The organism is Caulobacter sp. KR2-114 (genome assembly GCF_049446115.1).
In the GTDB taxonomy this organism is placed as follows: domain Bacteria; phylum Pseudomonadota; class Alphaproteobacteria; order Caulobacterales; family Caulobacteraceae; genus Acaudatibacter.
In genome coordinates, this window is record NZ_JBMSEC010000005.1 from 1 (window position 1) to 14,289 (window position 14,289).

Annotated in this window: 16 protein-coding genes; 5 read left to right on the forward strand and 11 right to left on the reverse strand. The window is 73.0% G+C overall.

Translation table 11 applies throughout. The annotated features are described in order from the left end of the window. The 3 genes from ACO2Q3_RS17655 to mdh form a co-directional block, all read right to left on the reverse strand. Window positions 1-144 (reverse strand): helix-turn-helix domain-containing protein (locus tag ACO2Q3_RS17655; protein WP_423308898.1); only part of this gene is annotated, 144 nt, incomplete at its 3' end. 225 nt (window positions 145-369) lie between these two features. Then, window positions 370-948, reverse strand: a complete 579-nt coding sequence (locus tag ACO2Q3_RS17660) for a GNAT family N-acetyltransferase (RefSeq protein WP_423308919.1) — start codon at window positions 946-948, stop codon at window positions 370-372. An 11-nt stretch (window positions 949-959) separates the two neighbouring features. Next, on the reverse strand, window positions 960-1,922 hold the full coding sequence (gene mdh, locus ACO2Q3_RS17665; protein WP_423308921.1) for a malate dehydrogenase: 963 nt from the start codon (window positions 1,920-1,922) through the stop codon (window positions 960-962). Window positions 1,923-2,000: 78 nt separating this feature from the next. Here mdh and ACO2Q3_RS17670 point away from each other — a divergent pair, with 78 nt between their 5' ends. Then, on the forward strand, window positions 2,001-2,420 hold the full coding sequence (locus ACO2Q3_RS17670) for an HIT domain-containing protein (protein ID WP_423308923.1): 420 nt from the start codon (window positions 2,001-2,003) through the stop codon (window positions 2,418-2,420). Window positions 2,421-2,448: 28 nt separating this feature from the next. Here ACO2Q3_RS17670 and ACO2Q3_RS17675 read toward each other — a convergent pair whose 3' ends face one another. The 4 genes from ACO2Q3_RS17675 to ACO2Q3_RS17690 all read right to left on the reverse strand — a co-directional run bounded on the left by ACO2Q3_RS17675 (window position 2,449) and on the right by ACO2Q3_RS17690 (window position 5,709). Further along, window positions 2,449-3,528, reverse strand: coding sequence for a hypothetical protein (locus tag ACO2Q3_RS17675; RefSeq protein WP_423308925.1), 1,080 nt, complete (start codon window positions 3,526-3,528; stop codon window positions 2,449-2,451). Window positions 3,529-3,607: 79 nt separating this feature from the next. Next, the gene (locus ACO2Q3_RS17680; protein ID WP_423308927.1) at window positions 3,608-3,967 is read right to left on the reverse strand and encodes a DUF6481 family protein; all 360 of its coding nucleotides are present in this window, start codon (window positions 3,965-3,967) and stop codon (window positions 3,608-3,610) included. Window positions 3,968-4,214: 247 nt separating this feature from the next. Next, window positions 4,215-4,817, reverse strand: a complete 603-nt coding sequence (locus ACO2Q3_RS17685; protein WP_423308929.1) for a hypothetical protein — start codon at window positions 4,815-4,817, stop codon at window positions 4,215-4,217. 1 nt (window position 4,818) lies between these two features. Then, window positions 4,819-5,709: an HpcH/HpaI aldolase/citrate lyase family protein gene (locus tag ACO2Q3_RS17690; protein WP_423308931.1), complete on the reverse strand. Its 891-nt coding sequence runs from the start codon at window positions 5,707-5,709 to the stop codon at window positions 4,819-4,821. Window positions 5,710-5,784: 75 nt separating this feature from the next. On the opposite strand from ACO2Q3_RS17690, the gene ACO2Q3_RS17695 reads away from it, so the two are divergent. Next, window positions 5,785-6,171, forward strand: a complete 387-nt coding sequence (locus tag ACO2Q3_RS17695) for a DUF2237 family protein (protein WP_423308933.1) — start codon at window positions 5,785-5,787, stop codon at window positions 6,169-6,171. 78 nt (window positions 6,172-6,249) lie between these two features. Next, window positions 6,250-8,466 carry a J domain-containing protein gene (locus ACO2Q3_RS17700; protein ID WP_423308935.1) on the forward strand — a complete coding sequence of 739 codons (2,217 nt, stop codon included), beginning with the start codon at window positions 6,250-6,252 and terminating at the stop codon, window positions 8,464-8,466. Here the strand turns inward: ACO2Q3_RS17700 and thpR are convergent. Then, entirely contained in the window at window positions 8,463-8,999 is a 537-nt protein-coding gene (gene thpR, locus ACO2Q3_RS17705) for an RNA 2',3'-cyclic phosphodiesterase (RefSeq protein ID WP_423308937.1), read from the reverse strand. The genes ACO2Q3_RS17700 and thpR overlap by 4 nt on opposite strands. Window positions 9,000-9,009: 10 nt before the next feature. Next, on the reverse strand, window positions 9,010-9,639 hold the full coding sequence (locus ACO2Q3_RS17710; RefSeq protein ID WP_423308939.1) for an arylesterase: 630 nt from the start codon (window positions 9,637-9,639) through the stop codon (window positions 9,010-9,012). Window positions 9,640-9,757: 118 nt separating this feature from the next. Between ACO2Q3_RS17710 and ACO2Q3_RS17715 the strand changes: the two genes are divergently transcribed. Continuing rightward, window positions 9,758-10,450 (forward strand): ABC transporter ATP-binding protein, encoded by a 693-nt coding sequence (locus tag ACO2Q3_RS17715; protein WP_423308941.1) that lies wholly within the window; start codon window positions 9,758-9,760, stop codon window positions 10,448-10,450. Then, on the forward strand, window positions 10,447-13,026 hold the full coding sequence (locus ACO2Q3_RS17720; RefSeq protein ID WP_423308943.1) for an ABC transporter permease: 2,580 nt from the start codon (window positions 10,447-10,449) through the stop codon (window positions 13,024-13,026). The genes ACO2Q3_RS17715 and ACO2Q3_RS17720 overlap by 4 nt, the downstream gene beginning before the upstream one ends. On the opposite strand, the gene ACO2Q3_RS17725 is transcribed toward ACO2Q3_RS17720, so the two are convergent. Then, window positions 13,010-13,756: a phosphatase PAP2 family protein gene (locus ACO2Q3_RS17725; protein WP_423308945.1), complete on the reverse strand. Its 747-nt coding sequence runs from the start codon at window positions 13,754-13,756 to the stop codon at window positions 13,010-13,012. The genes ACO2Q3_RS17720 and ACO2Q3_RS17725 overlap by 17 nt on opposite strands. A gap of 39 nt (window positions 13,757-13,795) precedes the next feature. Further along, a complete protein-coding gene (locus tag ACO2Q3_RS17730; RefSeq protein ID WP_423308947.1) occupies window positions 13,796-14,068 on the reverse strand; it encodes a hypothetical protein in 273 nt (90 codons plus the stop codon). Between the last annotated feature and the right edge of the window lie 221 nt (window positions 14,069-14,289).

Genomic DNA, 14,289 nt, shown 5'->3' on the forward strand with positions numbered 1-14,289 from the left:
CGTATTGCGCTTCAGCTCGCGACTGATGCTCGATGGCGAGCGATCCAGAGCTGCAGCGATTTGCCGGATCGATTGCCCGCCTTCATGAAGGCGGGCAATCGCACACCTCTCCTCCAGATCGAGCTGTGTGTAGCTGCGTCCCATCCCCACACTCCCACAAGGGAGTGTTGCACTTCGTTTGAGAACTCACGGGACCCAGGCAAAAGCTTCAATTCACTGGGCTTTAGTCCAGCTTGGCTGGGGCAGGCATCCTGCCGGAGGCGAGTCTTGCCTGGGCCCCGGCCTTCGCCGGGGTGAGCGGAGCTAGGGGGTGAGTCGGAACCTGTTCGTGTGGTTCGTGTGGTTCGTGGTCGAAAAGGGGAAGCGCCCCTACCCCACCACCTTCGCCGGCGGAAACGCGAGCCCCGCCCGCCGCGCCCGCCATTCGCCACGGCTCTGGCGCCAGATGTCGACGAAATGGTCTTCGTAGGGCGGCGGCAACGGCTCGGAGCGGACGATTGCCGATCCCAGGCGCTCGGCGACCCGGCGGGACGCCGTGTTGCCGCTCTCGATCGAGTGGATCACCTCGTCCCAGCCCAGGGCGTCGAACGCCCAGTCGATGGCGGCCACCGCGCCTTCCAGCGCATAGCCCTTGCCCCAGGCCTCCTGGGCCAGGCCCCAGCCGACCTCGGGGCCGGGCCAGCCCTCCGGCCGCCACGGCCCCAGCCGTCCGACCCAGCGTCCCGACGCCTTCTCGATCGCCGAGAACATCGAAAAGCCCTGCACCGCCCAGGCGCCGGCCACCTGCATCATGCCGCGCCAGGCGGTCGAGCGCGGCTGCACCCCGCCGAGGTAGCGGGTCACCGTCTCGTCGGCCATGAACGCCGCCCAGGCCTCGAAGTCCTCGCCCGACGTCGGCCGAAGGATCAGCCGCTCGGTTTCGAGTGTGGGGCCTGGCGCGACGCCCATCCGCCCTGGTCCTAGGCCAGCGAGGGCTCGATGCCCTTGCAGGCTTCGATCAGGCCCTGCACCGAGGCGACCGACTTGGCGAACATGGCCTTCTCCTCGTCGTTCAGCGAGAACTCGAGGATCTTTTCAGCGCCGCCGGCGCCGATCACCACCGGCACCCCGACGTAGAGGTCCTTCTGGCCGTACTGGCCGTTCACGTAGGCGGCGCACGGCAGCACGCGCTTCTGGTCCTTCAGGTAGGACTTGGCCATGGCGATCGCGCTCTCGGCTGGGGCATAATAGGCCGAACCGGTCTTCAAGAGGGCGACGATCTCGCCGCCGCCGCCGCGGGTGCGCTTGACGATGCCGTCGAGCTCTTCCTGGGTGATCGCGCCCTGCTTGACCAGTTCCGGCAGCGGCAGGCCGCCGACCGTGGAGTGGCGCACCATCGGCACCATGTCGTCGCCGTGACCGCCCAGGGTCCAGGCGTGGATGTCCTGCACCGACACGCCCAGCCGTTCGGCCAGGAAGAAGCGGAAGCGGGCCGAGTCCAGCACGCCGGCCATGCCGATGATCTTCTGGTGCGGCAGGCCCGAGAACTCGCGCAGCGCCCAGACCATGGCGTCCAGCGGGTTGGTGATGCAGATGACGAAGGCGTTGGGGGCGTGGGTCTTGATGCCCTCGCCGACGGCCTTCATGACCTTCAGGTTGATGCCCAGCAGGTCGTCGCGGCTCATGCCGGGCTTGCGCGGCACGCCGGCGGTGACGATGCACACGTCGGCGCCGGCGATGTCGGCGTAGTCGCTGGTCCCCTTCAGCAGGCTGTCCTTGCCGAACACCGGGGTGGCTTCGTTCAGGTCCAGGGCCTTGCCCTGCGGCACGCCGTCGACGATGTCGAACAGGATCACGTCGCCCAGCTCTTCGCGCGCGGCGATGTGGGCCAGGGTGCCGCCGATCATGCCGGCGCCGATAAGGGCGATCTTCGCGCGAGCCATTCAGTCGTCTCCAGAAGTGTGCGGTGCAAAATCCGCGCGCGGTCTAGACCCGCAAAGCCGCCCCTGCAAGGCTCGGCCATGTTCCGGCCCGACCCCGCCTTCGCCGCCGGCTCGCAAGCCCTTGCCGAGCTTGGCCTTTGTCACGTGCGCCTGCAGGACGACGCGCGCTGGCCGTGGCTGATCCTGATTCCCCGGATCGACGGCGCGCGGGAGCTCGAGGACCTGGAGGCGCCGCAGCGCGCGGCGCTGATGGAGGAGGCGGTGCTGGCCGGCGCGGCGGTGCGGGCGATGGGCGAGGCGGCGGGCCGGGCCGTGTTCAAGCTGAACCTCGCCGCCCTGGGCAACGTCACGCCGCAGCTGCATGTGCACGTCGTCGGCCGGCGGACGGACGATGCGGCCTGGCCAGGTCCGGTGTGGGGCGTGACCGGCGCCGGTCCTTACGACGACAGCGGACGGGCGCGGGCGCGACAGGCGGCGCTGGCGATCCTGGCGCCCTGAGCCTGCCCGGCCGACGCCCGACTTCGGCCTACTGAAACGCCTTGCCCAGGTGCTCCACCATCAGGCCGGCGAAGGCCTGGCCGAACCAGGGGACGGTCAGGATCAGGGCCGAGGCGCCCACGCGCACCAGGATGGTCTGGTCGAACGGCCATTCCGGGGCGGCGGCGATGCGCGCCTCGTAGGCCAGCAGCGACTGCAGCCGGGCCGGCGCCGCCGGGTCGTCGTCCAGCCGGCCGCGGGCGGCGGCGATCTCGTCGCGCAGGCCCTCCAGCGCCTCGCCCTTGGCGGCGCGGATGCGGTGATGGATCAGGCTGAGGGTGCTGACGAACACCCAGACCCCGATGCCCGCGCAGGCCAGCAGCATCGCGACCACCGCCAGGCTGAGGCCGTTCTCGCCGAACATGAAACAGGTCGCGGCGCTGACCGTGAACCAGATCATCGCCGTTCGCGCGGCGGCCCGCCCCCATGGGAACAGGTCGTCGATGCGCAGCAGATCGATCTTCAGGCCACGGACGAGGCCGGCGGCATGCCGCGAGCCCATCCGCGTCAGCTCCACGCCACGGAAGAACAGCATGCCCAGCAGGGTCGAGACCCCCAGGAACCAGGCGAAGGTCGCATAGGCTCCGGAGGCGTGCGCGCGGGGCAGCGACAGCAGGCTGAGCATCAGGCTGACCACCGCGCCCACGGCCGTCATGGTGCGCAGGCGCAGGGCGGCGTGGTCCGGCGGGATCCAGCTTGCGCCCTCGTCCAGCACCCGCGCCAGGATCGGCGCATCAGCCTCGTCCCGCAGCCGCGAGTAGCGCTGCAGCGTCAGGACGGCGACGACGATGAAGGCCAGCACGAGGGCGATACGCGACGGGCCGGTGAGCGACAGGCCGGCCGGGCCGGCCGTGAGCCAGGAGCCGCCGTCGGCGGCGAGCGCCAGGGCGTAGAGTCCCGCCAGCAGCAGGTAGAGCGCCGCGCCGGTGGACCAGACGCCCAGCGGCGAGACCACGAACAGCCGCTGCTCCAGGTAGTCCTGGCGTGACCGCGCCCCCGGGGTCGGACCGGCGCCCGCGACGAAAGGTCCGGCGGCTTCGGAAGGATCGGCCACGGCAAGCCCCGCCACGCCCGGCCACTCCGGGCGAAGCGAAGAGTCCAGGGTTCGGCCGGGCTTGTCGAGCCCCCGCGGCGGCGGGAGCGACGGCTCAGCCGTTGCGGCGGGCCGCGGCCTTCTGCTCGCGCTTGGCGCGGGCCTGGGCCTTGACCATGGCCTTGCGTTCCTTGCGCTCGTTGCGCTTCAGGTCCAGCTGGGCGGCCTCGTCGTTGGCGAGCGCCTCGAGGCGCGCGGCCTCGGCGGCCTCGGCGGCCTCACGGGCGGCGGCCTTGGCGGCGGCGCGCTCGGCGCGCACCCGCTCCACCTCGGCCAGCCGCAGCGCCTCGCGCTGCTCGAACATCGGATCGGTGACCGTCGGCTTCGGCTTGAACTTCGCCAGCAGGGCCTTCTTGGCTTCGGCGGAGGTCTTCATGCGGTCGGAAAAGGTAGCGCCTTTGAAAATTGCGTTCATGGGTCTTTCGACTGAGGTCTTGCGACGGGCGAGCCGACCTGATGGACCGGCGCGCGGGGGGTTGGACTGGCGCCCTGAAGGACGCACGGGCTGGGAAGGCTCTGGGATCAGTCGACGAAGAACGTCGCGTGTCCCGGCCAAGGTCCCCGCCAGTCCGTAGACGGTCCGGCAGGACGCGTGGGGCCGATACCACGACGGACGGGCGCTGGTCGAGAGGGGTTCGGCCCGTGCCGCGGGGGAAGCGGGGCTAGTTGCGCCGCAGGCTGACCTTCTGCAGCGTCCCGCCCTCGGTGATCTGGCCGTTCCAGGCGGCCCCGGCGCCTTGCAGCTGCACGACCGTCGCGGTCGCGCCGGGATGGGCGGCGAAGTTGAGGGTCAGCACCGGTCCCGCATGCTGCAGGCTGTCGACCACCCCCAGATCGTCGGCGCCGCGCGGCCGGCGCAGGTCGCGCCAGGCCGCTTCCAGCGGGCCGCGGCCGCCGGCCGGATCGACGAACATGAACACATAGAGCGGCTTGCCGTCCGCGCCGTACAGCGTCCACTCGCCATCGAGCGGCCCCTGCAGGCCCTCGGCCGACGCCACCGACTGGCGCAGCCGCTGTTCGAACGCCAGATCAGTGTCGGACATCGGTCCGTCAGGCGTGCGCCCCGCCTGATCCAGGGCGATGGCGCCGGGCGGCAGGGCGGGCGCGGGTCCGGCGCCCGGCATCGCCGCCGGCGGCGGCGCGGTCGGGGCGGCGGCCGTCGACTGGCTGATCGCCGCGCCGATGGGGTCGGGCCTGCCGGCGTCCTGCGCCAGGGCCGGGGCGGCCATCAGGGCGACCAGGATGAAGCTCAGCGGCGGGCGCACCTCAGGCGGCCTCCGCCCCGGCCTCGGCGGCGGCGATGGCGTCGGCCACGGCCACCAGCTTGCGAGACTGGTCGCGGTGCAGCAGCTCCGCCAGCCGTCCCTCCACCCGCAGCGCGCCGCGGCCGGCGTTGGCCGGATCGTCGAAGGCCGCGATCACCGCCCGCGCCCAGGCGACGTCCGCCGCCGGCGGCGTGAACACCCGGTTGGTGATGTCGAGGTGGGTCGGATGGATCAGGCTCTTGCCGTCGAAGCCGAAGTCGACGCCCTGGCGGCACACCGCTTCCAGCGCCGCCAGATCCTCGATCTCGTTGTGCACCCCGTCGAGGATGATCAGGCCCCAGGCCCGCGCCGCCATCACCGACAGCGACAGGGCCGCCTGGAACGGCGCCCGATCGGGGACCTGGCGCGCGCCCATCTCCTTGGCGAGGTCGTTCACCCCCATGCAGAAGCCGGAGAGCCGGGTGTCGGCCGACCGCGCGCCGATGGCGTCCAGGCGCAGGATCGCCCGGCCGGTCTCGATCATCGCCCACAGCTGCGTGTGCGCCAGCGCGCCGTACAGGGCGGCGTTGTAGGCGTCGACGTCGCCCGGCCCCTCGATCTTGGGGACCAGCACGGCGTCGGGGCCGGCCTCGGCGACGGCCGCCAGGTCGTCGGCGCCCCAGGGGGTCGACAGGGCGTTGACGCGCACGACCACCTCGCGGCGCCCGAAGCCGCCGGCCCGCACGGCGGCCACGGCCGCCGCCCGCGCCTCAGGCTTCGCCTCCGGGGCGACCGCGTCCTCGAGGTCCAGGATCACCACGTCGCACGGCAGGGCGCGCGCCTTCTCCACCGCCCGGGCGTTGGAGGCGGGCATGTAGAGGGCGCTGCGGCGGGGACGGGCAGGGCTGGTCATGGCGGCGAAACGATGGGCTTCCGGCAGATGCGAAGGGACTGGCTTAACACCAGTGTTAAGCCCTAATCTCGTCCCATGACCACCCGTTACGATGCGGACGCACGCAATGTGCTGGGCGGGGAGCTGAAGCCCTGCTCGATGAACCCGGTGACGGGCTTCTTCCGCAACGGCTGCTGCGAGACCGGACCGCACGATGTTGGGCTGCACACGGTCTGCGCGGTGATGACCGACGCCTTCCTGGCCTTCTCCCAGGCGGCGGGCAACGACCTGTCGACGCCGCGACCGGACCTGGGATTCGCCGGGCTGAAGGCCGGCGACCGCTGGTGCCTGTGCGCGCCGCGCTGGAAGGAGGCCCTGGACGCCGGGGTGGCTCCGCCGGTGGTGCTGGCCTCGACCCACGAGGAGACCCTGGCGATCACGCCGCTGGGCGTCCTGAAGGATCACGCCGCCCCGGTCGACTGAGGTCGCTCGACACCCCTTCCGCGCCGTCGTCGCCACCGCTACCGTGGCGCGTGGGGGTTGGGTGCGGGGGCGTTGCAAGTGACCGAGGGTTCGATCTGGGCCGTGCTGGGCATCGCCGCCACGCGCGACGTTGGCGACATTCGCCGCGCCTATGCCGCCAGGCTGAAGGTCACCCATCCCGAGGATGACGCCGAGGGCTTCCGCCAGCTGCGCGAGGCCTACGAGACGGCCCTGGCCATGGCGCGCAGCCGGGCGTTCGCGCCGGCCGCCGCCGATGGCGACGACGACGCGTGGTCGGACGAGGACGAGGATCACGAGGAAGCCTCCCGCCCGGACGACGACTGGGACACGGGCTGGAAGGCTCCGCCGGCCGCCGCGCCGCGCGCCCCGGAGCCCGCCGACGAGGCCCGGGCCGAGTCCTCGTCCCAGGTCGACTACGACAACCTCTGGCGTCGGCTCGAGAGCCTGGTGTTCGGGCCGGACGCGGCCGACTCCAAGGCGCTGACCGCGGCCCTGGAGGCCATCCTCTTCCACCCGCGCCTGGAGGAGCTGGGCGCCTACATGGCCGCCGAACAGCGGGTGGCGGCGCTGATCGCCCGCGGCGCGCCGCGCACCGATCCCTTGATCGCCCCTGCCCGCGCCCGCTTCGACTGGCTGGCGCTGGCCGAGCAGCGCACCGCCAGTCCGGACGTGCTGCAGGCGATGTGGCGCGAGCGGCAGGCGCGGCAGGAGGCGGCGATCGCCGCCCTGGAAGCCGTGCTGCGGCAGGACTCGTCGACGGAGAACGACCTCGACCGCGCCCTGACCGAGGTCACCCGAGGCGTGATGCAGGACGAGGCGGTCTACCGCTTCACCGAGTCGGAGCTGTGCCGGCTGGTGCTGGACTGCGCGCCGCGGCTGGACCCATTCATCGGCGCGATCGCAGGAGCGCTGGCCTGGGACCGGCAATACTTCGACGAGCGGGCGCCGCAGATCATCGCCCGCCGCGAAGACGCCCTGGCGCGCCAGCGCCTGCGCAGCCCCGCCCACCGCCTGCACCGGGCGTGGCTCGCCCTCCAGAAGCCCCCCGGCCCGGCCGAGGCCCTGCTGCAGATGCTGCAGCCCCGCCGGCACGGCCGCATCCGCCAGCTGCTGGGCGCGCTGCGCACCCAGCACCCGGCGCTGCTGAACGACATCCCGGCCGCGACCGTCAAGGCGTGGGACGGCTATTTCCGCATCGCGCGGATCAACCCCTTCGCCCTGGCGGTGCTGGCGGCCTTCGCCCTGGTGGTGACCTTCGCCGTGCAGGCCGAGCGCCGCGAACAGGCCGCCCTGGTGGCGCAATACTATCCGCCCGCGGCGCTGCAGGCGCGGGTCGGCGGCGAGGTCGTGCTGCGTTGCCGGGCGCGGTACGACGGGCAGCTGGGATCGTGCAACCTGATCTCCGAGGCGCCGCCGGCGCATGGCCTGGCGCAGGCCGCCCGGAAGATGGCGCTGGACGGCAAGCTGCACACCCTTAGCGACGCGCCGCAATCCTGGGAGACCTTCGACGCCGACCTGCGCTTCATCCCCGCCGGACCCGGCCAGACGCCGGCGATCCGCGTGACGGTGACCGAATTCCGGCCAGTCCCGGGTGACGACGCGGCGGACGGCGCCGGGCGGCAGGCCGACCCTGGCTTCGTCGAGGTCAACGGCACGGTGCGGCTGCGCTGCCTGCGCGACGACAAGGGCGGCCTCAGCCGCTGCCAGGCGCTGAGCGAGACGCCGGCCGGCATCGGGCTGGGCGACCTGGCCGTGAACTATGCCCAGGACGGGGTGCTGAAGGCCCCGCCCGGCCCGCCGGGGTGGGTGGAGTTCACCGCGCCCGTGGGCGAGCAGGTGGCCTCGGGCGCCGTGCGCATCCAGGCCGTGCCCGCGCCGCCGGTCATCGCGCGGCAGATCGATGGCCGGGTGATCCTCTCCTGTGTGGCGCAGAGCAGCGGCCGGATGAGCCAGTGCCGCGTGCTCTGGCAGTCACCGCGGGGCGCGGGACTGGGCGAGCGCGCCCTGGCCGAGGCACAGCGAGGGCAGATCGGCCTGGCCCGGGGGACCGTATCGTCCCCGCGCCGGGTGAACCTGAACGTGGTCTATGGCGATCATCCGCCGCCGGTCCCGCCGGCCTCGGAATGGGCGCCGCCGCGCGACCCCAAGCCCGGCTCCGTGCCGCTGCGTCTGGAATCCAGAGAGGGTTCGGCAGACATGGCCGGCGGCGACACCGCGCCCGTCCCCAGGCCGCATCCCGCCCTGGGGACGGCGCCTGACGGTCCGGCGAACTAGCCCAGCGGATAGGCCGCCTCTTCGCGATAGGCCGAGCCGGCGTCGGTCTGCCAGCTGGAGAACAGGCGGAACCCCATGACCCTGAAGCTGGGGGATTTCAGCAGGTTGTGCGCCTGGATCCAGGCGGCGACCTTGGCTGGGTCCGGCCGGCGCAGATAGGCCAGGGTGACGTGCGGCTTGTAGGCCCGGGTGTCGGCGGCCAGGCCCGCCCGGCGGCAGGCGGTCTCGCAGCGCGCGGCCAGGTGGCGCAGCTCGGCGTTGTCCTCCACCCCGGCCCAGATGGCGTGGATGTCCACCCCCTCCCCGAACGCCCCCACCCCGGACAGGGTCAGGTCGATGGGCCGGCCGCCGATCACCGCCAGCTCGGAATCCAGGTCCTCGGCGACGTTCTCGGGCACGTCGCCGGCGAAGCGCAGGGTGATGTGCAGGGCGTCCAGCGGGCGCCAGCGGGCGCCGTCCAGCCCGACCTGGTGGCGGATCAGGCCCTCGCCGATGTGCTCGGGGATCGTGATGGCGGCGAACAGGCGGATCATCACGGCGACATCAGGCGTGGGCCTTCAGCGCCCGGGCCACCACCGGCGCCAGGCGCCGGGCGATGACCTGCACGCCCTGGGCGTTGGGGTGGATGCCGTCGCGCTGGGTCAGGTTGATGATCTGGCCCACACCGTCCAGCAGGTTCGGGTACAGCGGCACGCGCTCGGCGCGCGCCACCGCGGGGAACACCCAGTCGTAATCATGGGCGTAGCCGTGGCCGATCACCGGCGGGGCCACCATGCCGGCCACCAGCACACCGATGCGGCGCGCCTTCAGCCGCCTGACGATCCGCTCGAGGCTGGCCTGGGTCGCCTTGGGGTCCAGCCCCTGCAGCAGATCGTTGCCGCCCAGGGCGACGATGCACAGGTCGCTGTCGGCCTGCACCGAGAAGTCCACCCGCGCCAGGCCGGCGGCCATGGTGTCGCCGGAGACTCCGGCGCCGCGCACCACGGCGGGCGCGCCGATCGCCGCCAGCGCCGCCTGCAGCCGCGCCGGCAGGGCCTGGTCGGCCGGCAGGCCGAGGCCCGCGGTGATGGAATCGCCCAGGATGGTGACCACCTTCGCCCGGCGACCGGGCGGCGTGATCCTGCGGGCGGGTTCGGCCGTAACAAGCGCCGGGCTCGCCAGCGCAAGCCCCATGGCCAGCAGGCCGCGGCGGGTTAAGACTTGTTCAGGTGTGCTTCCCATGACTGCACCTTATTTAGACCGGGATCGCCGTCCCTCAACGTGAATTCCCGGTAGGGGAAGAAGAGGCCTGATGTTCGACGCCGCCGCGGCCGATGCGCCGCTCGCCCTGGACGCCGTGACCCTGACCCTGCCCTCCGCGGCCGGGCCGGTGGAGATCCTCAAGGGCGTCGACTTCGTGGTCAGCCCGGGCGAGCGGGTGGCGGTGGTCGGGCCTTCGGGTTCGGGCAAGTCATCGCTGATCTCCGTCGCGGCCGGGCTGGAGCGGCCGACCAGCGGGCACGTGCGCCTGCTGGGCGCAGACCTGGCCCGCCTGGACGAGGACGGCCGGGCGCGTCTGCGCCGGGGCCGGGTCTCCCTGGTGTTCCAGGCCTTCCACCTGCTGCCCAACATGACCGCCGAGGAAAACGTCTCCGCGCCGCTGGAGATCGCCGGCCAGGCGGGGGCGACCAAGACCGCGCGCGACTGGCTGGACCGCGTCGGCCTCTCCGGCCGCCTGACCCACTATCCGCACCAGCTGTCCGGCGGGGAGCAGCAGCGGGTCGCCCTGGCGCGGGCGCTCGCCGCGCGCCCGACCCTGCTGTTCGCCGACGAGCCCACCGGCAATCTCGACGGCGCCAACGCCGCGGCGGTGGCCGAGATGATGTTCGCCCTGATCGCCGAGACCTCGGCGGCCCTGGTGCTGGTCACCCACGACGAGAGCCTGGCCGCGCGGGCCGACCGCACCGTGCGGATGGCCGACGGCCGAATGGTCGGCGAACAGTGAGCGTCGCCTCGCCCGCCGCCGGCGCAACCGCCTTCCGCACCCCGCCGTTCGTCTTCCTGCGCCTGGCCTGGCGCGAGATGCGCTCCGGCGTGCGCGGCTTCCGCATCTTCCTGGCCTGCCTGGCGCTGGGGGTGGCGGCCATCGCCGCCGCAGGCTCGACCGCCGAGGCGTTTCGCCAGGGGCTGGCCTCGCAGGCGCGGCAGATCCTGGGCGGCGACATCGCCCTGACCCTGGGCCAGCGGCGGTTCTCGCCAGCCGAGCGGGCCGTGTTCGCCCGCGAGGGTCAGGTGTCCTACGCCGTGGCCTCGCAGGCCATGGCCCAGACGTCTGGCGGCGAGCGCCGGCTGGTGGAACTGCGCGGCGTCGAGGGCGGCTATCCGCTGGTCGGCCAGGTCACCCTGGCGCCGGCCATGCCCCTGTCGCAGGCGCTGGAGGTCAGGGACGGCGTGCAGGGCGCGGTCGTCGAACAGGCCCTGCTGGACCGCCTGCACCTGCGCCTCGGCGAGACCTTCCAGGTGGGCAATGTGCCGATGGTGGCCCGCGCCGTGCTGGTGGCCGAGCCGGACCGCCTGTCGCGCGGCTTCGCCCTCGGCCCGCGCGTGCTCACCACCTTGCCCGCCGTCGAGAAGGGCGGCTTCCTGCAGCCCGGCCTGCCGTTCGGCGAGACCGCGCGCATCGCCCTGCCCCCAGGCGCCAATCCGTCGGCCGAGGTGGCCCGGCTGAAGCACACCTTGCCGGGCGGTGAAGGCGGCGGGGGCTGGCGCATCCGCGACCGCAACGACGCCACGCCCGGCGTGCACCGGCTGATCGACCAGCTGGAGTACTTCCTGGGCTTCATCGGCCTGGCCTCGCTGGTGGCCGGCGGCCTCGGCGTCTCCGGCGCGGTCAGCGCCTATCTGGAAGGCAAGAAGCCGGCGATCGCGGTGCTCAAGGCGCTGGGCGCCGAGGGCGCGCTGGTGCGCAACGCCTATCTGACCCAGATCGCCTTGCTGGCCGCGCTCGGTGTGGCGATCGGGCTGGCGATCGGCGCGGCGACCCCGTTCGGGCTGGGCGCGATCGTCGGCGCCAGCCTGCCGATCCCGGCCCTGTTCGCCGTCTATCCGGCCCCGCTGGTCAAGGCCGGCGCCTTCGGCCTGCTCTCGGCCGCCGCCTTCTCGCTGGGCCCGCTGGCCCGGGCGCGCACCACCCCGCCCAGCGCCCTGTTTCGCCACGACCTGACCGGCCGCCTGAGCCTCAGCGTCGAGACGGTGGTCGCCGCCCTGGCGGCCGTGGGCCTGGCCGTGCTGGCCGTGGTCACTGCGCCGACGCCGATGGCCGCGGGCATCATGATGGCCGGGGTAGCCGCCAGCTTCCTGGTGCTGTGGGGCCTGGGCCTGGGCGCAGCATCCCTGGCCGGGCGCGCCCGGGCCGGGATGCGCGGCCCCTGGCGCATCGGCCTGGCCAACCTCGCCGGCCCGCGCAGCGCCGCGCGCACCGCCAGCCCGGCCATCGGCCTGGGCGTGGCCCTGCTGTCGGCGGTGGTGCTGATCCAGTCCAGCCTGCTGGCCCAGGTGGCGGTGGTCGCGCCGCGCAGCGCGCCGGCCCTGGTGTTCACCGAGATTCCCGGCGAGCGGGCGCAGGCGTTCGACGCCGCCGTGGCCCAGGCCTTCGGCCGGGCGCTGGGGCCGAAGGACTATCTGCGCGCGCCGTTCGTCACCGGACGCATCGTCGCCGTGCGTGGCCAGCCGGTGGACCGCAACCACATCGAGCGGGCCGACCGCTGGGCCTACGACAACGACATCCAGATGTCCGCCATCGGCCCCGAGCCGCTCAACGCCGGCATCACCGACGGCGCATGGTGGCCCGCCGCCTACGCCGGCCCGCCGCAGGTCGCCCTCTCCCAGGACGCGGCGCGCGGCGGCCATCTGCGGGTCGGCGACACGATCACCCTGTCGATCCTCGGACGGCAGATCGACGCGCGGGTCGCCGTGCTGCGCAAGGTCGACTTCGGCGGCTTCGGCGCCAGCTTCCCGGTGGTGCTGGATCCGGCCGCCCTCGCCGGCGCCGACCTGCGCCACGTGGCCATCGCCAAGGCCTCCAAGCCTGAGGAGGAGCGGGCGCTGCGCCAGCTCGGCCAGAGCTTCCCGGAAGTGAACGTGATCAGCGTGCGCGAACAGCTGGAGGCCGCCACCGACCTGTTCGGCCGCCTGGCCCTGGCCATCCGCGGCGCGGCGGCGGTCGCCGCCCTGGCGGGCCTGCTGGTGCTGGCCGGGGCGATCAGCGCCGGGGCGCAGGGCCGGGCCAAGGAGGCGGCGACGCTGAAGGTGCTGGGGGCCTCGCGCGCCCAGATCCTGGCGGCTTACGGCATCGAGTACGGCGCGGTGGGCCTGATCGCCGGGGTGGCCGGCGTCGCGCTCGGCTACGCCGCGGCCTGGCCGGTGGTGGTCAAGGTGTTCGAGGCGAAGTGGAGCGTCGACTGGGGCGGCGTCGCCGCCCTGGTGCTGGGCGCGGCGGGGCTGGCGGGACTGGGCGGCCTGGCCGCCGCCGCGGTCGCCATGGGCCGCCGTCCGGCCGCCACGCTCAGGGCCGGGGAATAGCCGCCCTGGCGGATCGCCGCCGCAGCCAGCGATCCGCGGCGAACACCGCCAGCGCCCAGAGGCCGCCCAGACACCAGCCCGCCAGCACGTCGCTGGGCCAGTGGACGCCCAGATAGACCCGGCTGGCGCCGATCAGCACCACCAGCAGGCCGGCGAACAGCATCACGAACAGCCGCCCGCGACGAAGCGGCATGGCTTCGCACAGCATCGCCCCGGCCGTGAGGTACACCGCCGCCGAGATCATCGCGTGGCCGGAGGGAAAGCTGGCGTTCGAGACCTGGGCCAGGTGCGGCACGATCTGCGGCCGCGGCCGGTCGATCAGCGACTTCAGGCCGGTGTTGATCGCCGAGGCGCCGGCCAGCGACACGGCCAGCCACGCCGCCTCCGCCCTGCGCCGCACGGCGACCAGGAACAGACAGGCCGCGCCGCCCAGCAGCCACTGCAGGGTGAAGCCGCCGAGGGCGCTGACGTCGATGGCCGATTGCAGCAGCCACGCCGGCCCGATCGGGACCCCGGGATGGCCCGGCTGGCGCAGAGCCAGCAGCAGCGCGGTGTCCAGGCGGAAGCGCTCGCCCTCGGCGATCTCGTCGATCAGGTGGATCGCCAGGCCAAGCGCGCCCGCGCCCGCCAACAGCAGCAACGGCCAGAGCCAACGGACCGCCTGCGCCGCCTGCGGACCCGCCGGGGCGCTTGCGGGGGCGTCGATGTCGGGCGGCGCGGGATCGGTCATCCGCCGATCATAACGCGCTCCGCCCCCAGACGGGCCAGCCTAGCTGTGCGGCCCGCCGGGATTGTCCTGTTCGGTGGAGTGCTGCAGGCCGTTGTTCATCGCCAGCACCCCCAGGCCGAACACCACCAGGCCGCAGAACGCCCCGCCGATGAAGCCGGTGTTGGTGGCGAACCACAGGGTCAGCGCCACGAGCAGGCTGCCCAGGGTGATGGCCACCCATTTCAGGCCCAGCATGAAGCGGTGATACGACGTGGCGTGGGCGGCGAAGTACGGGTCGCCGCCGCGGCCGGAAGGGTCCAGGGTAGTCGCCATAGAAGCTCCCCTTTGGCGAAGTGGAACCAGACCACAGTAACACGAAGCACGGCCGCAGGTTGCCCCGTGAAGGCTGCTGAATTCACATCTTGGATACTTTGCCGGAGCCTGCAGCCGGCGAGCTTGAATTCAGCGGGTTATCTCGCAGGCGCACAACAGAATCACGCACCGCAGCAAAGTCATCTCCAGGCCCGGGCGGCTCGACCATGACGGGACTCTCG